Below are 19,395 nucleotides of genomic sequence, written 5' to 3' on the forward strand. Positions count from 1 at the left end.
GCCATGATTATTGGGACATTTATCGCCATTCTCTGCCTTCTGGGAATGTCGGCCTTTTTCTCGGGGTCAGAAACCGCCCTCACTGCAGCCTCCCGAACCCGGATGCACCAGCTGGAGCGCGAAGGAAACAAGCGCGCCGCCACAGTGAACGGCCTGATCGGTGACCGCGAACGCCTGATCGGTGCCATCCTGCTGGGCAACAACCTCGTCAACATCCTCGCATCTGCCCTGGCGACGACGCTCTTCGCCTCGCTCCTGCCGGGGGCTGCGGGCGTGGCAGTGGCGACAGCGGTGATGACGGTGCTCGTCCTCGTTTTCGCGGAGGTCCTGCCAAAGACCTATGCCATCACACGCGCGGACTCGATGGCCATGTCGGTCGGCAAGCCGATCTCGTGGCTGGTCAAGGCCGTGTCATGGATCGTGGTAATCATCCAGGCCATCGTGAACACCACGCTGAGGCTGGTTGGCGCTGGCGCGCCTGATGCGAGCTTTACCGCCGAGGAGGAAATCCGCGGCGCGATCGATTTCCACCACTCCGAGGGCGGGGTGGACGAAGCCGACCGCCACCGCCTTGTCGGCGCACTCGACCTGAAAGACATGACGGTGGAAGAAGTGATGATCCACCGCAAGAACATCACCATGCTGGACGCGTCAGCGCCCTCTGCGGAAATCATCAAGCAGGCCCTGAACAGCCCGCATACGCGCCTGCCTCTCTACAATGCGGACGACGATGAGATTACCGGCATCCTGCACGTGAAGGATCTGCTGCGCGCCGTCGTGAACCAGAATGGCGAGATCGACAATATCGACATGACCGAACTCCTGCGTGAGCCCTGGTTCGTGCCAGAGACGACACCGCTTCAGGACCAGCTCGACCTCTTCCTCACAGAGCGCAACCACTTTGCCCTCGTTGTTGACGAGTATGGCGAACTGCAGGGCCTTCTGACGCTTGAGGACATTCTGGAAGAGATTGTTGGCGACATTCGCGACGAGCACGATGTTCCCGTTCAGGGTGTCCGCCCGCAATCCGATGGCTCGGTCATCGTGGAAGGCTGGGTCACGATCCGTGACCTCAATCGCGCCTCTGGCTGGCAGCTACCGGACGACGAGGCTGTCACGGTCGCCGGTCTCGTCATCCACGAAGCCCAAACCATTCCCGAACCCGGCCAGCGTTTCTCCTTCCACGGTCACCGCTTTGATATCATTCGCAAGACACGCAACCAGATCACTGGCCTTCGTGTCGCGCCAATTCCGGAAGAGCCGGAAGAAGATTCCTCGCGCTGAGGGGCTTTTCCCCCGCGCGACTAAGCTGAAATCTGTCGAAGGCTTCGAAACCACGCGCGCCTTGCGTTTGATGAGCAAGGTTTGAGCGAGACTGAACTGGCCACAATTCTCCGTCGGCCCGCCTTGTTTGTGTCCAGATTTTAATACTGACTGCCGGTTCAGGATCGAAGAAGGGGACGCTCAATGCGATTCACAACATCTGCTGCGCTTGCCATGGCAAGCGTTCTTGTTCTGGCAAGCTGCGCAACCGAACGTGCCGGCGAGGGGTCAGACGACATCATTGTCACGGGAACGGAAGACGGCTTCAGCCCACCGGCACCCCCACCACCGCCACCACCACCTCCTCCGCCGCCTCCGCCACCCCCGCCTCCGGCGATGTCGAGCGCAGAGCCGGTCCCCGTGCCAGCACCGAGCGCTGAAGCCCCTGCCGACAGCATGTCCGGCACCGTCGACGAACGCGACAAGGCGGCCGAAAAGCCGCTCCCCCAATCCGGGACACTTACGGCTGGCGACTATGATGACGTGCTGAATCCCGGCCTGTACGAGGCCTATCTGAAAAAGAGCAAGAGCCTCATCTCCCGCAAGGACCTGCCCTATGTCGACGCGGCGGACCGGGTCGAACTGAAGTTCACCGACCGCCTCGGCAAGCCGGCGCCCTTTGTCGAAATTCTCGTCCAGAACGATCAGGGGGAGACGCTTTTCCCGCTGCGCACGGGCGCGGACGGCATGGCCTATCTCTATCCGCGTTTTGACGCGCTGGGGGACGGTGTCGTCATCCAGGCGATTGCGCCCGGCAGCACCGGCATCTCCCAAACGATCAACCTCAACCAAGGTGGGCCCGATGGCCCGGTCGAGATAAGTTTCTCCGGCGATGCCGCGAAAGTCACCAAGCTGGATCTCGTCCTGACCCTCGACGCGACCGGCTCCATGGCTGACGAAATGCGCTACCTCCAGAGCGAGCTCATCGCCATCCTCGACCGGGTGCGTGAAAGCCAGGGCGGTCTCGATATCCAGGCCGGCCTCATCGTCTACCGCGACACGGGCGACGCCTATGTCGTTCGCGATTTTGATCTCACCGGTGATCTCACTGCCTTCGTCGAGAACCTGAAGGCTCAAAGCGCCGGTGGCGGCGGCGATTTCCCCGAAGCCATGCAGGACGCGATGGCCAAGGGGCTTGAATTCAGCTGGCGTGACGATGCGGTGAAGGTGAACATGCTCGTCGCCGACGCCCCACCGCATGATGAGGATATCCAGTCGACATGGGAAAGCGGGCTGATCTCCCGCACCAGGGGCATCCATATTGTCCCGCTGGCGGCCAGCGGCGTCGATGATACGGCGGAATTCCTGATGCGCTCCATGGGCCAGGTCACGGGCGGGCGCTATCTGTTTCTCACCGATGATAGCGGCGTCGGCAATGCGCACGCCGAGCCCACCGTGGACTGCTATGTCGTCACCCGCCTCGACAGCCTCGTCGAGCGCGTCCTGGTCGATCTCATTTCCGGTCAGCGCGTCGAGCCGGACGGCGACGAGGTGATCCGTGTCGTCGGCGACTACAAGGCTGGCATCTGCAAGGTGGAAGCGACGGAGAGCTGACTTGCCTACCCGCCCCTCCTGAGAAAGGAGGGGTGGTCTCAACCGTTTGCGCTATTCGCCCGCAATGGTTCGACTCTCATCCTGGGCTAGTCGAAGGACCCTCACCAAGTCGGACTATTTCTGACGCAACGCAGGCCGACATGGTGAGCGAAGTCGAACCATTCGGCCGCTGGCACAACAGCACCTCCCCGCTCGCGGGGAGGGTCGGGGCGGGGCCTTTATTGTGCAGCCTCCCGCAAGCGAGGAGCCCGGCCTTTATCAGCGCCGCAAAGACCTAGAAGGTCGTCTCGACGTCCTCATCGATCTGCGGGCCTGCCTTGGCCGCTTCAAGAGACTTCGAGTTGTTGAACGCATCCACGTGGATTTGCTGGACCCGCAGCCAGGCTGGCCATTCAGCTGTAATTTCAATCGTGGAATATTCGTCAGTCGGGCGGTTCGAGTATTTCGCCGTCATCTGCGTAGGATGACCAATCATGAAACTATAGTTCAGTTCAGCCCGCTCCAGCGCACATTCGAGAATCTTGATCCGCTCATCCCTCGTCGTGCCGTCGCGGCGGGCCTCGTTCCGGTACTCCGCGCAGGATTGCACCTTCGCACGGTAGGCATCTTCGCGAGCCTCCTGATCCGGCGCTGACTTGCCGAACGCAATCCACTTGCCCTGGCTTCGCTCTGCTCCGGTGTATTTGGACTGGATACGTGCATGCATCGTGTCGAGGTTCGGCTTGTCGCCATAGCGCTCCTTGAAGACCATCTTCTGCACGAAAACCTTGCTCGCATCTGTCCCCGTTCCGGAGAGGTCGAGGTTGCCGAAGAAAAGATCCATCTCGCCGCGCGCATAGCTGCGGCGTCCGACCTCGAGCATCTCGGTCGTCTTGCAACGCATATAGCCGGCATTGCCATGCTCGTTCACCGGGGCGCCGTCGGCTCCCATCAGGCCCCGGAAATCACACTCATAGCCGCGATCCTTCAATGTCGCGATGGCGTCATCCGGCGTATCTCCGAGCTTCACCCCGGCGACATCGAAGCGTTCGTGATGGTCCTCAATTTCCAGAATCTGAGCACTTGCAGCGCCCGCGAAACCAACCGACACGGCTGCGAAAAGAGTAGTTTTGAGCATGTATGCCTCCCCTGGATAACCCGGACCGCCTAGGGGAACTAAGCTGAATCGAGCCTGAATGGAAACCAGTCATTTAGTTTTTGTCCTGCAATATCCATTGCAGGTGACGTAGCGTCACTGCGCCACCCAGCCACCATCCATCTGCATGAGCGCGCCATTGATCTGGTCGCCGGCAGGGCTTGTCAGGAAGACCGCCATCGCCCCCACCTGTACGGCTGTGACAAACTCTTTTGTCGGCTGAGCCGCAAGCAGGACGTTCTGCTTGACCTCGTCCTCGGTGATACCCCGCGCCTTGGCAGTGTCTGCTATCTGAGCATCGACCAGCGGCGTGTGGACATAACCAGGGCAAATCGCATTACAGCGCACGCCGTGTTGCGCCCCCTCCAGCGCAACGACCTTGGTGAGGCCGGCAATGCCGTGCTTGGCCGCGACATAGGCCGCCTTGTAAGGCGAAGCGACGAGCGCGTGCGCGCTGGCCGTATTCACGATCCGGCCCCAGCCTTTTTCCTTCATCGGCTTCATGCACATCCGCGTCGTATGAAAGGCCGCGCTCAGATTGAGGCTGATGATCAGGTCCCATTTGGCGACTGGGAAATCCTCGATGGGGGAGACATGCTGGACACCGGCATTATTGACGAGGATATCGACGCCGCCAAAGTCGCGCGCCGCATAGCTGATCAGGCCCTCAATGGCTTCGGGATCGGTCAGGTTCGCGCCGGAAAATCCGAATTTTCCATCATACTTGCTCTCGAACTCCTGGACGAGCGCATCCTCCTCACCTGGCTTTACCAGTCCGTTCAGAACGACATTCGCGCCTTCTGCTGCAAACGCTTCGGCAATCGCCTTGCCGATTCCGCTTGAAGAGCCCGTTACAAGAGCCGTTTTTCCGCGATGCAGCATGATTTCTCCATTGTCCTTGAGTGAGAGCCGTAGCTTGTTTAGGACAAAGCTTTCCAAGACAACAGGCCGGTGTATTCATGGGATCAGTATTTCAGTCATTCCAGGAAGGTTTTCCGACTTTCCTGCTCTGGACCGGGGCCGCGGGCCTCATGCTCATTCTGGCCGTCTCAGTCTATGTACTGCTGACCCCGTGGAAGGAACTGGCCCTCGTCAAAGGCGGCAATGGCACGGCGGGCCTCGCTTTGGCCGGCGCAATCGTCGGTCTTGCCATCCCGCTCGCCTCCTGTCTTGCATCCAGCGTGTCGCTTCTCGATCTCATGCTCTGGGGCATCGTATCGCTCATTCTGCAGCTGCTTGCCTATCGACTTACGGACCTGATGCTGCGAGACTTGCCGAAGCGAATTCAGGATGATGAAGCAGGCGCTGCCATCGTCCTGATCGGGACCAAGCTTGCCAGTGCCATGTTGCTCGCGGCCGGCCTCTGGGACCCGGCCCTTCAACGGTTTTAAGGAGGAGAAGCCGCCTTGCGTTTTGTCCCTGACTGGCTGGTTTACACGCTCGCCCTTCTTGCGATTGTTGGCGGCGTCTTTTCCAATGTGCCAGACCAGGATGCGCCGCCAGCGACGCCGGACTCGGTTGAGCGCGAAGGCGCAACCCTCCCGCCGCCTTCCGCCTTCGACGAAACCGTCCTCGTCCGCGTCGACAGCCCACGGGATGGCATTGGAACGGCCTTTTCGATCAATACGGACGGCCAGTGGCTGACGGCCCGTCACGTGGTCGATGGCTGCGAGGACGTATCCCTTCTCGTTGCACCGAACCGCTATTTGCGGGTCGAAAAAGTGGATGTGTCCCAGTCGACTGATCTTGCGCTGCTGACGGCCTATCCCAGCCTCTCACCCGTTGCCCTCGACACCTCGCCTGACCTTCGCATTGGCTCCTATGGCTTCCATGTCGGCTACCCACAGGGTCGACCTGGTGAGGCCGCCAGCCGCCTTATCTCGCGCTCGAAGCTCGTCACGAGCGGCCTTCGCAGGGGCGAGGAACCGGTCCTGACCTGGGCCGAAACCGGGCGCACATCAGACCTCAGCGGATCGCTTGGCGGCTTGTCCGGCGGGCCGGTCTACGACTCCGATGGCCGCGTGCGCGGTGTCATCATCGCCGAAAGCCCGCGCCGCGGTCGTATCTACAGCGCCTCGCCAGAAGCCATCGCGGAATTCCTCGCCGAGAAAGGCGTTGAGCCGATCGGCGAGCGCCCGCTTCCCTTCGGACCGGACACCTATGGGGGATCAGCCGACCGTGCCCGTCAGAGCCTTCAGGTCGTGAAAGTCGCTTGCAGCGTCGGAGACAATTCTTGAAACCCTTTGCCGACCGGCTGATCGAGGCGACCGCCATGCACGGTCCGCTCTGCGTCGGCATCGACCCGCATGCCGGAAAAATTCCGGCCATTTTCGGCGGTGATACGCCCGATGGCATCGAACGCTGGGGACAGGCACTGGTAGAAATCGCCATTGGCAGGACTGGCATCGTCAAACCGCAGATCGCGTTTTTCGAACGCCATGGCTGGCCCGGCCTTCGCGCCCTTGAGCGCATCCTCGCCAGTGCGCGCGAGGCAGGACTGCTCATCCTCATGGACGCCAAGCGCGGCGACATTGGCTCAACCGCTGAAGGCTACACCTCCGCCTTCCTCAAGGAGCCCGCGCCGTTTACCTGCGACGCGCTCACCGTGAACCCCTATATGGGGCTCGACACGATCGAGCCGCACGTAAAAGCCGCCGAGCAGTTCGGAAAAGGCGTTGTCGTACTCGCCCGGACATCCAATCCCGGTTCGGCCGACTTCCAGTCCCGCGACATGGGCGGCGCCCCGCTCTTCGAACGGGTGGTCGAAGCGCTCGCGCCCATGATCGACCGCCTGACGGGAGCAAGTGGCTGGTCCGGCCTGATGCTGGTGACCGGCGCCACAGGACCGGCCGAAGCAAAACGCCTGCGCGAGCTGGCTCCCAAGGCCCTTTTTCTCGTGCCAGGCTATGGCGCACAGGGCGCGGGCGCAAAGGAAGCGCTTGCCGGATTTGTCCCGGACGGGAACCGGCTCGTCGGCGGAATCGTCAATGCATCCCGCTCGCTCAACTTCCCTGAGGGTGCCGACAAGGCGACATCCATTGACGCGTGGAAAGAGATTGTCGGGGCCGCCATGGACGCTGCACGCGAAGACCTGATTACAGCGGCGGGCCTCTGAGGCGCTTTCCCTAGCGTCCGTCTCGACAAGCATTTAAAAAAAGCTAGCATGCCCATCGTTCAGGCGGAACCCGCGCAAAGACGGGACGCCATGGGAGAGGCAAACTCAGGAGTGATCATGAAATCCGTTCGCTTGATAGCGACCGCAGCCGTGTCAGCGCTGTTGCTGGCGGCATGCGGCAACCCGTCCGATACTGTCGAGGATATCGAAAAGGCGGAGAGCCCGCCTGTCGAAGCGCCCGATGCGACCGGCACGGCTGCCGTCGACGATGCGCGCCTGCTTGCAGCCGGTGAAACGCCCCAGGAATGGCTGACATACAATGGCACCTATGATGAGCAACGCCACTCCGGCCTGACCGGGATTACCAAGGACAATATTTCCGAACTGTCCGCCGCCTGGACCTATGACCTGCAGACCGGCCGCGGCATCGAATCGACCCCGATTGTCGTGGACGGCGTGATGTACCTCACCTCCAGCTGGTCGATCGTCTATGCGCTCGATCCTGTCACCGGAGAAGAACTGTGGGTGTACGATCCGGAAGTCGACAAGGCGGTCGGCGTGAAGGCCTGCTGCGATGTCGTGAACCGCGGTGTCGCTGTCTATGATGGCAAGGTCTATGTCGGCGTGATCGATGGCCGTCTCGAGGCGCTCGACGCCAAGACCGGCGATGTCGTCTGGAGCAAGGTGACCGTCGACCAGTCCAAGCCCTATACGATCACCGGCGCACCGCGCATCGTCAAAGGCAATGTGCTGATCGGCAATGGCGGCGCAGAGCTTGGGGTCCGCGGATACCTCTCAGCCTATGATGCCGAGACCGGCGACCTCTCCTGGCGGTTCTACACTGTACCCAATCCGAACAAGGAGCCTGACGGCGCAGTCTCCGATGCGGTTTTCGCCGAACTCGCCAATGACACCTGGGGCAATGATGGCGCATGGACCACCGATGGCGGCGGCGGCACGGTCTGGGACTCGATTGTCTATGATGTCGAGAACAACCAGGTCATCTTCGGGGTTGGCAATGGCTCGCCCTGGAATGCCAACCTGCGCGATCCCAATAGCGACGGCGACAACCTGTTTGTTTCCTCCATCGTCGCGGTCAACGCCGACACGGGCGAATACAACTGGCACTATCAGACCACGCCGCGCGACAATTGGGATTACACCGCTACCCAGCACATCATGCTGGCCGACCTGCCACTCGGCGAGAATGGCGCAAGCCGCCGCGTTGCCATGCAGGCCCCGAAGAACGGCTTTTTCTACATCATAGACGCGGCCACCGGCGAACTCATCTCGGGTGAGCCTTACGCCAATATCAACTGGGCCGAAGGCCTCGACGAAGATGGCCGTCCGATTGAGCACCCCGAAGCGCGCAACAATGATCCGGCGACCTATGCGGGCTTCGTCCAGATCCCGGCGCCGTATGGCGCGCACAACTGGCATCCGATGGCGATGAACCCGGATCTCGGCCTTGTCTACATTCCTGCCATGGAAACCGCGCAAGCCTACATCACGGATGCGCGCTTCAAGTCCAAGCCGGCCAAGTGGAACACCGGCATGGACCTTTCTGCCGGTATGCCGCTTCGCTATCCGGAAGGCACGGTCGAAGCGCTGCGGGCCTCCGCCAAGGGCACACTCGTCGCCTGGGACCCGGTCAAGCAGGAAGCACGCTGGACGGTCGAGCATGAAGCCGGCTGGAATGGCGGTATCCTGTCCACCGCCAGCGGCATCGTCTTCCAGGGCAAGCTTGATGGCACCTTCGCAGCTTATGATGCGGCGACGGGCGATGAACTCTGGTCCGAACAGCTGCATTCCGGCGCACTCTCCGGACCGGGCACGTACGAAATCGATGGCGAGCAATACGTGACCATCACAACAGGCTGGGGCCACGCCTATGGCCTTGCGGCCGGATTCCTGTTCAAGGACACCGTCCCGCCAGCCGTTGGCAAGGTCATTACGTTCAAGCTGGGCGGCGAAGCGGAAATTCCACCGCTCGACACCGGCCTGATTGTCGAACCTGAGCCAAAGGCCGACCCGTTTGGCGACGAGGACATGCTTCAGGCGGGTCTTGTGCACTATTCCCGCAATTGCGCGGTCTGCCACGGCATGCTCGGCATCAGTTCCGGCGTCCTGCCTGACCTTCGCTGGTCGAGCTACACTGCCAGCGCCGAAGCGTGGAAGGGCGTGGTCATGGATGGCAACCTTGCGGCCAATGGCATGGTGTCCTTCTCCGACGTCATCACGCCGGAAGACTCCGAAGCCATTCGCGCCTACGTCATCACGCAGGCGCATATGAACGAGACGACTGCGTCACCCGCAGAAGATGCAACAGATGGCGAAGAGCCAGCCCTGCCCGATGACGCAGAGCCGGAAATGGAAGCGGGCGAAGGCGAATAAGCGCCAACACCAATCCCTCTTCTATTCCGGAGGGCAAACAACTAAGCTCTCCGGCAGGGACTGTCGGAGAGCTTTTTAATGCATATCCTGCTTGCTTTGCTGGGTTTCCTCACCTTCATCGCCGTCTGGTACTGGCGCCTGAAGATGCTGCATGGCGCCGCCCGCGACGGCTATAACGCCGCCAAGGGGCTCGCCAACAAACCGCGCGAACTCGACTTCAGGCGACGGCGGGCCCGCAAGGGTGGTCTCGAGACGGTGAAGGACCCTCGCGAGGCTGCCGCCGTGATGATGCTTGAAATCGCCCGCACCCGGGGCGCAATCACCGAAAAGCAGGAAGCGGCGATGCGCGCCGAGATGATCGAGCATTTCGGCTTCAGCGACAGCACCGCGGAAGAGATGGTGACGCAGGCCGGCTGGCTCACGCGCAATGCCCCCGCCTCGCACATTGTGGTAGGCCGCATGAGCGAAGTGATCGTGAAATCGCCCGGCATGGGTCACAAGGAATTCGACGAACTGGCCAGCATGCTGGAAAATGTCGCCGTAGCCGATGGTGATGTCAGCATCATGGAACGTGATCTCATCCAGATCTGGCGCCAGAAGGCCGGACTGAACTGAACTGCTTGGCAGGACGCGGCGCAGCGGACTACAACCACTCCCAATGAGCAGCGCATTCGACAAACGCGTCCGCAAGGACAATTGGGGCAATTTTTCCATCCTGCGCCACCGCGCTTTTGACGGGGTGCTTGTCACCTCCAAGAATTCCGGCACGCACTGGGTAAAATACATGTTTTCGGTCGCGCTCGCCGACACATATGACGTGCCGCGCCCGCTCTATTTCTCCGAAGATGCGGTGCGCCCCTATATTGGCTGGCCCAAGGACAAGCCGACTTATAAGGAATTGCCGCGCCTCGCCTTCAGCCACACCATCCCGCACCGGCTCGCCGATTGGGGCTGGGCCCGCAAGCTTGCTTCCCTGCCGCCCTACGTCCTCTTCGTGCGCCACCCGATGAGCATTCTCGCGAGCCACCATGCGAAATGGAATCATGAGCTGAATGTCGACTGGCTGGACTATCTGCGCGGCGACCCGTCCGGCTCTGCCTACCGCGCAGACCTTTACTGGATCGCCCGGTTCTGGAACCGCTGGGGCGAAGTGCTAGAGGAGGCCGGCGACCGGATCTACCGCGTCCACTATGAGGACACCCGCGCCAATCCCCGGGCCATCCTTGGCGGCATGGCCGCCCATTGGAAAATCGCGCTGACGCCGAAATCGATCGATGCCGCCCTGAAGGCCGGCACCAAGGATGCGATGGCGAAAAAGGTCGACCCCGAAGCCGAAGCCAATGTGCTCCAGTTCCGCAAGACGCCGCTGGAAGAACAGTTTTCAGGCGAGGCGCTGGACATTTACCGCCAGCGCGTCAGCGAGCTGTTCCGCCACGATCTCGGCTATGACCTCATGAATTTTCCGAAGACGTGAAGCCCGCGCTGCGCACGCCCGCTTCATATTTGATCCACCAGGGTTCGGCTGCCGCTTCTTCAGCCAGCGTCACCATCAGCGGGTGCGCCATGACAGCGTCCATATAGGCCTGTGCAATCTCGCTGCGCGGCAGGTTGTAGGTGATAAACCGCGTTACAACCGGGGCGTAGACAGCGTCCGCAGCACTCCAGTCACCGAACAGGAAATCACCGCGCACGCCAAACCGCTCGCGCGTTTCCGACCAGATCGTGTCCACACGCTGCACATCCGCCTGCAGCGCGGCAGTCAGCTCCGGCGTGGCGTGCCGGGAGCGGATATCCATCGGACAATCGCGGCGAAGCGTCGGAAAGCCTGAATGCATCTCCGCCGATATCGCCCGCGCGCGGGCCCGCGCGGCCGGGTTCTCCGGCCAGACGCTCGGATAGCGTTCAGCCAGCCATTCGATGATCGCGAGCGAATCCCACACGGTTTCGTCATCCCAGATTAGCAGGGGGACCTTCCTGCTCGGGCTGATGTCTGCCAGGCGCGCGGTCGTCGCCGGAAAATCGAGCGGAACGATCTCCTCCTCGACCTGCAGCCCGACATGACGCGCCATGAGCAGGGCCCGGATCGACCAGCTCGAGTAGTTAAGATTACCACTGACGAACTTTCTCATCACTTGCCGTCCCCAAGCAGCCATTTGAACGGGCGTATCTCCACCGCATCGAAGAGCCGCGCCTTTGCGTATGGATCATCGGCAGTCCAGGCTTTCGCGTCTTCAAGCATGTCGAATTCTGCGCCGAAGGTCGAACCGGCAAAGGATTCGTCATCATCGGCAAAGACGGGCCTTGCCATCAGGATCCTGCCCGCACGTGATTTCGCCCATTTCAGGTGCTGTGGGCGGTTCGCCATGCACAACTCAAGGGCTCCCGCCTTGTCGCGGGCATTGATCAGAAATTGCGGCATGTCAGCTTGTCTCCTGCGTGAAGGGCCGGGATAACAGGTCCCGGATCGCCTCGTCGAGGCTCATCCGGTTGCTCAACGTATCGTCGACCGCCTCACAGATTGGCATGGACACGCCTTCCCGCTCGGCAAGCGCGATCAAGGCCGGTGCTGTGGCAACACCTTCGGTCACAGAATTTCGCTCTGCCAGGATTGCTTCGGCCGACTGGCCCTCGCCGAGGGCCTTGCCAAAGCTCATATTGCGGGACTGCACCGACGAGCAGGTCAGCACCAGGTCGCCCAGCCCACAAAGCCCCGACAAGGTCTGCGCTTGCCCGCCAAGTGCCACGGCGAGCCGCGTCATCTCTGCAAATCCTCGTGCAATAATAGCAGCGTGCGCGGACTTGCCGAGCTTCATGCCCTCGACAACGCCGCAGGCAATCGCGAGCACATTCTTCACCGCTCCGCCGACTTCTGCTCCGATGAGGTCATTCGACCAGTAGGGGCGGAACGTCGGTCGGCCAATGGCCTGCATCAGCGTGTCACCCAGTGCCTGGTCGGCGCAGGCGAGCGTCACGGCGGTCGGCAGGCCGCGCGCAACGTCGGCGGCAAAGCTCGGACCGGAGAGGACGGCCGGCACGGCCTGCGGGATGGTCTCGTGCAGGACATCCGTCATCAGGCTGAGGCTGGATTGCTCGATGCCTTTCGAGCAAAGCACGATCGGCGTTCCGGCCGCGACGTGCGGCGAAAGATCGGTAAAGACCCTGCGGGCATGCTGCACCGGAACCACTGAAAGGATTGCGTCCGACCCGGCGAGGTCGGAAAGATCGCTGGACGCCGGCATGGCCGGAAGGTCGATCCCCGGCAGGAAGGCGGGATTGCCCCTGCCCTGCGACAGCGCGTCTGCCACATCCTGTTCCAGTGCCCATATCTGCACGTCGCGGCCAGCTTCGCGCGCGGTGAAAGCAAGCGCAGTGCCCCAGGCGCCTGCCCCAAGGATTCCAATTTTCTGCATCAGGCCATTTCTCTCCCGGGAACATATGCGCTGAAGAATTCGTTGATCATTCAGACATTTCCCTTATCGTGTAATCATGAGTGACAAATCAGATACCCGCGAACAGATTCTTGAAGCGGCAATGAACCGTATCAAACACTACGGCTATGGCAAAACAACCATGTCGGAGATTGCCAAGGATTGCTGCATGTCAGCTGGCAATATCTACCGGTTCTTCTCCTCCAAGATCGACATCGCCGAAGCCATGGCCCGGCAGTATAACGCCGAACGGTATCAGGCCTATTCGAAGATCGCGCGTAGCGATGGACCCGCATCGCAGCGCCTGAGGCAGGTCTTCCATGACGACCTGACCCAGAGCTATGAGACCATTGAGCGAGAAGCAAAGATCCTGGAAGTGGCTGAAGTGCTTGGAGAAGAGCGCCCGCTCTTCATGAATGAAGGCCTCGCTCAGGAGCGTATCTATCTCTGCGTCATCCTCGAAGATGGCGTGGAAAAGGGCGAGTTCGCACCTATTGCAGACTGCAATTACACGGCGGAGATGATCCAGTCGGCGCTGATGAAGTTCCGCTTCCCGCAGCTCTTTTCCCGGCTCACCCTGCCAAAGCTTCGCCGCGAGCTGAATGGGGCGCTCGACATCATCATCGCAGGCCTCAGACATGGTGTCGAAAAGACGCCGGAAACTGAACACTAAATATTTTTGATTTCGTTCATTGATTATTTTTCAAGGCATGCTACATAGGCTGCATGGGACGGGTGAACATGCCTGCCCTGCAAATGCTTGAAGGATAAAAATAATGAGCGTTTCCTCCCTGACTGAAGCCCGCCAGGGCTTTCTCGCCGCCCTGCTCAGCCTGCCGCTTGCCGCTGGCCTGGTCGGCCTGACCCTGCTGACTGCTGGATCAATTGTATGACATCGCCACCCCGACGGGTGGAGACAACAAACTGAAAAGCCCCGTACAGCATTCGCGCTGACGGGGCTTTTTATACTTGAAGAGAGGCGGCCTATTCGACAGTGACGGACTTTGCGAGGTTGCGCGGCTGGTCCACATCCGTGCCCTTCTCCACTGCCACATGATAGGCGAGAAGCTGCACAGGGATGGAGTAGAGGATCGGCGCGACGAACGGGTCACAATCGGGAAGTTCGATCCGGTGCGCCGGTGCATCCGCCGCCGCCCGCAGGCCGGCTTCATCCGAAATCAGGATCACCTCGCCGCGACGCGCAGCGACTTCCTGCAGGTTCGAAAGGGACTTGTCGAACAGCCCATCAAATGGCGCGACAAACACAACCGGCGTGTCTTCGTCGATCAGCGCAATCGGACCGTGCTTCAGCTCTCCCGATGCATAGCCTTCAGCATGAATATAGCTGATCTCCTTCAGCTTGAGCGCCCCTTCCAGCGCAATCGGGTAATGAACGCCGCGTCCGAGATAGATGACATCTGTCGCTTTCGCGATGTCACGCGCGAGCTTCTCGATCCGCTCATCGAGCGCAAGCGTCGAAGAGATTAGGCGTGGCAGCTGGGTCAGCGCCTTGCCGAGCCGGATTTCAGCATCCCTGGAAAGCGTTTCACGGCCCCGGCCCGCCGCGATGGCGACCGCCGCGAGCGCTGAGAGCTGCGCGGTAAACGCCTTGGTCGAGGCCACACCGATTTCAGGGCCGGCCAGCGTCGGCAGGACAAGGTCGGCCTCACGCGCGATGGTCGATGTCGGCACATTGACGACAGCGGCCGTCTTCAGCCCCTTTTCCTTGCAATAGCGAAGCGCCGCCAGCGTGTCGGCGGTCTCGCCGGACTGGCTGACGAAGAGTGCGAGCCCGCCTGTCTTCGGCAAGGCCGGTTCGCGGTAGCGGAATTCGGAGGCGATGTCGGTCTTCACCGGCAGGCCCGCGACCTGTTCGAACCAGTATTCGGCAACCCGCGTGGCGTAATGCGCCGTTCCGCAGGCGATCATGTGCAGGCTGGTCACGTCGTTCCAGTCAATCGCGTGGCCATTCTCACCCGGCAGTTCGACCGTCTGCTTCAGCACATTAACATAGGCACCAATCGTGCGCGCCGTGGAATCGGGCTGCTCGAAGATTTCCTTCTGCATGAAGTGGCGATAATTGCCCTTCTCAGCCGCGGCACCAGCGCCCTGCACGAGGGTCACTTCGCGGCTGACCTCAGCGCCCTTCTCGTTGAAAACCGTGTAACTGTCGCGGTCGAGCACGCACCAGTCGCCTTCTTCCAGATAGACGACCTTGTTTGTAAATGGCGCAACAGCAAGCGCATCGGACCCGAGATACATCTCACCATCGCCAACACCGATGGCCAGAGGCGAGCCCTTGCGGGCGCCGATCAGCAGGTCAGGCTTGCCGGCGAACAGGAAGGCCAGCGCGAACGCGCCTTCGAGTCGGGCAAGGCCAGCCTTCACCGCGTCGACTTCGCTCATTCCGGCCTGAATGTTCGAGGCGATGAGGTGCGCAATCGTTTCTGAATCTGTCTCGGTTTCGAACTTGTGGCCCTTGGCCTCAAGGTCCTGACGAAGGTCGCGGAAGTTCTCGATAATCCCATTATGAACCACTGCAACGGGACCGGAGACGTGCGGGTGCGCGTTCACCACTGTCGGCGAACCATGCGTGGCCCAGCGCGTATGGCCGATACCCTGAAACCCCGCGAGCGGGTTTTCCGCGAGTTCGGCTTCCAGGTTCTTCAGCTTGCCCGGTGCGCGGCGGCGATCCATCCTGCCTGTATCGTCAAGCACGGCGACACCCGCGCTGTCATAGCCGCGATACTCAAGGCGACGGAGCGCCTCCAGAAGCCGCGGCGCAACTGGCTCACTCCCAAGAATGCCAATAATTCCACACATACAAACTCAATCCATTCCGTTCACAGCTGTCATACTCGCCATATGAGACACAGGTGCGTTACGTCATTGCAAAAACCGTGTCGGATTGTGACAGGCCCCCGGCATTAATTTGATATTTTGATCCCCCTGCCATTCTGACGCCTGATTGCCCGTATCTGGTCTTGGCAGCCGATTGGCAGATGTGGCATGCCAGCTGCAAACGTCCCGGACGACACAGGAGAGCTTGGATGTCGCGAAAATACTTTGGTACCGACGGCATTCGCGGGACGGCCAACACACCCCCGATGACTCCGGAAATCGCAATGCGTCTCGGCATGGCGGCGGGCAAGTATTTCCGCCGTGGCGGCTCGCGCCGACACTCCGTCGTAATCGGAAAGGACACACGCCTGTCCGGCTATATGATCGAACCGGCCCTCGTGGCAGGCTTCACCTCGGTCGGCATGGACGTCACCCTGTTCGGGCCGCTTCCGACTCCCGGCGTCGCCATGATGACGCGCTCCCTTCGCGCCGATCTTGGCGTGATGATCTCCGCCAGCCACAATTCCTTTGAGGATAATGGCCTCAAACTCTTCGGTCCGGACGGCTTCAAGCTCTCCGACGACATCGAACTGGAAATCGAGAGCCGCATGGACCGCGCGCTGGACGACAAGCTCGCCGCGCCGGAGGCCCTCGGCCGTGCCCGCCGGGTTGACGATGCGCAGGCCCGCTATGTGGAGATCGTCAAGGCCACCTTCCCGCGCGGGATGCGCTTGTCAGGCCTGCGCGTCTGCATCGATTGCGCAAATGGCGCGGCCTACAAGGTCGCCCCGGCTGCGCTCTATGAGCTTGGTGCAGAAGTCTTCCCGATCGGCGTCAATCCGGACGGCTTCAACATCAACCGCGAGGTCGGCAGCACCGACACGCTGGCCCTGCGCGAAGCGGTGCTCAAATACCGCGCCGATATTGGCATTGCGCTGGATGGCGACGCCGACCGCTGCATCCTTGTTGATGAGAAAGGCAATGAGATCGATGGCGACCAGCTCATCGGCCTCGTCGCAACCCATTGGCAGGCGGCAAAGCAGCTTTCCAAGAAAGGCGTCGTGACCACGGTCATGTCCAATCTGGGCCTCGAGAAATATCTCGGCTCGCTGGGCCTCACACTGGAGCGCACCAAGGTCGGTGACCGCTATGTCGTCGAGAGAATGCGCGAAGGCGGGTTCAATCTCGGCGGCGAACAGTCCGGCCACATCGTTCTCTCCGACTATGCCACGACAGGCGATGGACTGATCGCGGCGCTACAGGTCCTGGCTGTGCTCGTCGAAAGCGGCAAGCCGCTGTCTGAGGTCGCCCGTGTCTTCGAGCCGATCCCGCAAAAGCTGGTGAATGTCCGCTACTCCTCTGGCGCGCCGCTGGACGAGGCTTCGGTAAAGGATACGATTGCGGCGGTAGAGAAACGCCTCGGCTCGTCCGGCCGTCTCGTGATCCGCAAATCCGGCACAGAGCCGCTCATCCGCGTCATGGCCGAGGCTGAGAACGCCGACGATATGGAAAACGCGGTGAACGAGATCGCCGACGCGGTCCGCAAGGTCAGCTGAGGCTCAGCACACAACAAGCCCTAAAATTTCAGGCGAATTTTCCGGCTCCGATTCATCTAGCACGCGGTTTGCAACGAAGGTCCCAGCAGATTCTGGGGACCTTCATGGCCGAACACTCTGACATTATTGCCCTGACCTCCGGCGGGCCGCACAGCTGGATCATGATCAATGCCCTGCGCGACCGCTTCGGTGATTTTCCAGTCATCGTTGAGCAGGGCGAACCGGAAGCCCTCTTCTGGAAACGCCGCCGGCGCATGCTCGGGCCACTCAGGGTTGCCAGCATGCAGGCCGCCCGCCTGCCCATCAAGCTGACGAGGCGCGGCACGGACCGCATCATCAGTGAGATGATCGAGCGCCACAAGCTTGAACCCGAGCCGCGCCCGGGAACGAACATCACCCATGTGCCGTCCGTAAACTCGGACGCCTGCCGCCGCGCCCTGAAAGCCGCCGGCCCGCGTGCCGTCTTCGTGGTATCGACCCGCATGATCTCAGCGCAGACGCTGACCAGCGTCGACGCGCCTTTCATCAACTACCATTCCGGCATCAATCCGGCCTATCGCGGCATGTTCGGCGGCTATTTCGCGCTCGCCAATGGTGAACCGGAGCATTTCGGCGCGACCGTCCACCTCATCGATAGCGGCGTCGACACCGGCGACATTCTCTACCAGTCAAAGGTGCAGGTGGAACCGGGCGACAATTTTCACACCTATCTCTGGCGCATGGCCGCCGGCAGCCGCGGCATCGTCATTCGTGCCATGGAGGACGCCCTGAGCGGCCAGCTCAGCCCCTCAATGGTGGACCTTCCTTCGAAGCAATGGTTCGCGCCGACGCTGGGCGGATACGTCTGGGCCGGCCTCAGGCGGGGTGTGTGGTAGCCATCGAGAGCGGGCTGCCGGGCGAATGACTGGCAAGCTCGGCCGCGATGTCGGCGCCGAGCCTCAGAGCGTCGACCCATAAGGCAAGTCGCTCGGAGACGATTTCCTGCCATGGCTTATCCGGCACGCCGTGACGCACCAGGAATGGAAGCGCGTCACCGCGCGCAAGGCGAGCACCGCGCTGATACCGGCCATCCCAGATGCCGCCACGCCATTCAAGGCGGGCCTCACCCGGATCACGCCCGATGAGCAGCGTGCCACCGCGTCTCTGAACCCACCCCCCGCCAAGCGTCAAACGGCTCGCGGGACCAACAGCTGCAATGTCTTCTGCGAGCGCCTGCACAGCCGGCGCAGCGGCGGACCTGCTGTCGCCCGATGCTGCCAGCAGCAGCAGCGTCAGAAAGCGCCGCATAACGGGCGGCGCTGCCTCGCAGGCTGTGAGATCAACCGACATCAGACCATCTGCATCGACGCGGGCGCACTGCTCGACAAGCCCAGCAAGCCGCACGTCCTCAACCGCCCTGAGTATCATTCCAGCTGATGTCACCTTGTGCAGCCGCGCCGGATCGAGCCGTTCAGAGAGTTTGCGGATCCGGACCCGCTCGTAGGCGTCAGACTCATTGCTGGGGTCACTCACCCAGGCCTCACCAGCTTGCGCGAGCGAGGACATGATCATCGCCCGCTTCACGCCAATCAGGGGCCGACCAATCAGCAGGCCGCGCCCTTCCGGCCAGACCGGCGACACTGACACCGGCTGCGGTCCAACCGAGGCTGGCAGACGAGTCGGGCGAGCAAGCCGCATGAGCATCGTCTCTTCCACATCGGTGCGCGTATGGCCAAGCAGGAGGAGCTCAGCGCCGGCATCACGCGCTGCACGCGCAAGCAGGCCATGCCGGGCCTTCCTTGCCTGCACCTGGCTGGGTGCGCCATCTCTCCATGTCAGAATGCGGCTTGCATGGCCGAGCGCCTCGGAACGGGCTGCAACGCCCTTCGCTTCATCCACTGCTTCCGGGCGAAGCCCATGATCAACGGTCAGAACCAGAAGGTCTCGCCCGCTCACCTTGGCCCAGTCATGCGCCGTCAGGAGCAGCGCCAGAGAATCACTGCCGCCAGAAACGGCGATGGCGACGGGCCCCTCTCGCCCCGCCGCCATGCGATCAATCAGTTGATGCGT

The 19,395-nt window shown here is 61.5% G+C and carries 18 protein-coding genes; 11 read left to right on the forward strand and 7 right to left on the reverse strand.

From position 1 onward, the window contains the following. The first annotated feature begins 3 nt into the window (after positions 1-3). Entirely contained in the window at positions 4-1,284 is a 1,281-nt protein-coding gene (locus tag B8746_RS04390; protein WP_084392011.1) for an HlyC/CorC family transporter, read from the forward strand. Between the two features lie 183 nt (positions 1,285-1,467). Continuing rightward, positions 1,468-2,877: a vWA domain-containing protein gene (locus B8746_RS04400; protein ID WP_143434523.1), complete on the forward strand. Its 1,410-nt coding sequence runs from the start codon at positions 1,468-1,470 to the stop codon at positions 2,875-2,877. Positions 2,878-3,151: 274 nt separating this feature from the next. Here B8746_RS04400 and B8746_RS04405 read toward each other — a convergent pair whose 3' ends face one another. Together B8746_RS04405 and B8746_RS04410 are read right to left on the reverse strand one after the other, a co-directional pair. Beyond that, positions 3,152-3,994 carry a hypothetical protein gene (locus B8746_RS04405; RefSeq protein ID WP_084392014.1) on the reverse strand — a complete coding sequence of 281 codons (843 nt, stop codon included), beginning with the start codon at positions 3,992-3,994 and terminating at the stop codon, positions 3,152-3,154. Positions 3,995-4,108: 114 nt separating this feature from the next. Then, entirely contained in the window at positions 4,109-4,894 is a 786-nt protein-coding gene (locus B8746_RS04410) for a 3-hydroxybutyrate dehydrogenase (protein WP_084392015.1), read from the reverse strand. A gap of 77 nt (positions 4,895-4,971) precedes the next feature. On the opposite strand from B8746_RS04410, the gene B8746_RS04415 reads away from it, so the two are divergent. The 6 genes from B8746_RS04415 to B8746_RS04440 all read left to right on the forward strand — a co-directional run bounded on the left by B8746_RS04415 (position 4,972) and on the right by B8746_RS04440 (position 10,995). Beyond that, positions 4,972-5,403, forward strand: a complete 432-nt coding sequence (locus tag B8746_RS04415) for a DUF350 domain-containing protein (protein WP_084392016.1) — start codon at positions 4,972-4,974, stop codon at positions 5,401-5,403. Between the two features lie 15 nt (positions 5,404-5,418). After that, the gene (locus B8746_RS04420) at positions 5,419-6,249 is read left to right on the forward strand and encodes a S1 family peptidase (protein WP_084392017.1); all 831 of its coding nucleotides are present in this window, start codon (positions 5,419-5,421) and stop codon (positions 6,247-6,249) included. After that, entirely contained in the window at positions 6,246-7,127 is an 882-nt protein-coding gene (gene pyrF / locus B8746_RS04425) for an orotidine-5'-phosphate decarboxylase (protein WP_095380825.1), read from the forward strand. Before B8746_RS04420 ends, pyrF begins: the two co-directional genes overlap by 4 nt. Positions 7,128-7,244: 117 nt before the next feature. Then, complete coding sequence (locus B8746_RS04430) at positions 7,245-9,521, forward strand: PQQ-dependent dehydrogenase, methanol/ethanol family (protein WP_084392018.1); 2,277 nt, start codon at positions 7,245-7,247, stop codon at positions 9,519-9,521. A 78-nt stretch (positions 9,522-9,599) separates the two neighbouring features. Continuing rightward, positions 9,600-10,136, forward strand: a complete 537-nt coding sequence (locus B8746_RS04435; protein WP_084392019.1) for a TerB family tellurite resistance protein — start codon at positions 9,600-9,602, stop codon at positions 10,134-10,136. 43 nt (positions 10,137-10,179) lie between these two features. Beyond that, on the forward strand, positions 10,180-10,995 hold the full coding sequence (locus tag B8746_RS04440; RefSeq protein ID WP_084392020.1) for a sulfotransferase family protein: 816 nt from the start codon (positions 10,180-10,182) through the stop codon (positions 10,993-10,995). Here B8746_RS04440 and B8746_RS04445 read toward each other — a convergent pair. The 3 genes from B8746_RS04445 to B8746_RS04455 are packed head-to-tail and all read right to left on the reverse strand — an operon-like array spanning position 10,973 to position 12,931. Then, positions 10,973-11,650 (reverse strand): glutathione S-transferase, encoded by a 678-nt coding sequence (locus tag B8746_RS04445; RefSeq protein ID WP_084392021.1) that lies wholly within the window; start codon positions 11,648-11,650, stop codon positions 10,973-10,975. The two genes, B8746_RS04440 and B8746_RS04445, sit on opposite strands and share 23 nt — an antisense overlap. Beyond that, complete coding sequence (locus B8746_RS04450) at positions 11,650-11,940, reverse strand: YciI family protein (protein WP_084392022.1); 291 nt, start codon at positions 11,938-11,940, stop codon at positions 11,650-11,652. Before B8746_RS04450 ends, B8746_RS04445 begins: the two co-directional genes overlap by 1 nt. Position 11,941: 1 nt before the next feature. After that, the gene (locus tag B8746_RS04455) at positions 11,942-12,931 is read right to left on the reverse strand and encodes an NAD(P)H-dependent glycerol-3-phosphate dehydrogenase (RefSeq protein WP_084392023.1); all 990 of its coding nucleotides are present in this window, start codon (positions 12,929-12,931) and stop codon (positions 11,942-11,944) included. A gap of 76 nt (positions 12,932-13,007) precedes the next feature. On the opposite strand from B8746_RS04455, the gene B8746_RS04460 reads away from it, so the two are divergent. Beyond that, positions 13,008-13,622: a TetR/AcrR family transcriptional regulator gene (locus tag B8746_RS04460; protein WP_084392024.1), complete on the forward strand. Its 615-nt coding sequence runs from the start codon at positions 13,008-13,010 to the stop codon at positions 13,620-13,622. Between the two features lie 311 nt (positions 13,623-13,933). Here the strand turns inward: B8746_RS04460 and glmS are convergent, their stop codons facing one another. Then, a complete protein-coding gene (glmS, locus tag B8746_RS04465; RefSeq protein ID WP_084392025.1) occupies positions 13,934-15,772 on the reverse strand; it encodes a glutamine--fructose-6-phosphate transaminase (isomerizing) in 1,839 nt (612 codons plus the stop codon). Positions 15,773-15,999: 227 nt separating this feature from the next. Between glmS and glmM the strand changes: the two genes are divergently transcribed. Together glmM and B8746_RS04475 are read left to right on the forward strand one after the other, a co-directional pair. Beyond that, positions 16,000-17,346, forward strand: coding sequence for a phosphoglucosamine mutase (gene glmM, locus B8746_RS04470; RefSeq protein ID WP_084392026.1), 1,347 nt, complete (start codon positions 16,000-16,002; stop codon positions 17,344-17,346). A gap of 104 nt (positions 17,347-17,450) precedes the next feature. Further along, on the forward strand, positions 17,451-18,221 hold the full coding sequence (locus B8746_RS04475) for a formyl transferase (RefSeq protein ID WP_084392027.1): 771 nt from the start codon (positions 17,451-17,453) through the stop codon (positions 18,219-18,221). Here the strand turns inward: B8746_RS04475 and tilS are convergent. Next, complete coding sequence (gene tilS / locus B8746_RS04480; protein ID WP_084392028.1) at positions 18,202-19,374, reverse strand: tRNA lysidine(34) synthetase TilS; 1,173 nt, start codon at positions 19,372-19,374, stop codon at positions 18,202-18,204. The two genes, B8746_RS04475 and tilS, sit on opposite strands and share 20 nt — an antisense overlap. Positions 19,375-19,395 lie beyond the last annotated feature (21 nt).

Origin of the sequence: Henriciella pelagia (genome assembly GCF_002088945.1) — a bacterium.
Lineage (GTDB): Bacteria > Pseudomonadota > Alphaproteobacteria > Caulobacterales > Hyphomonadaceae > Henriciella > Henriciella pelagia.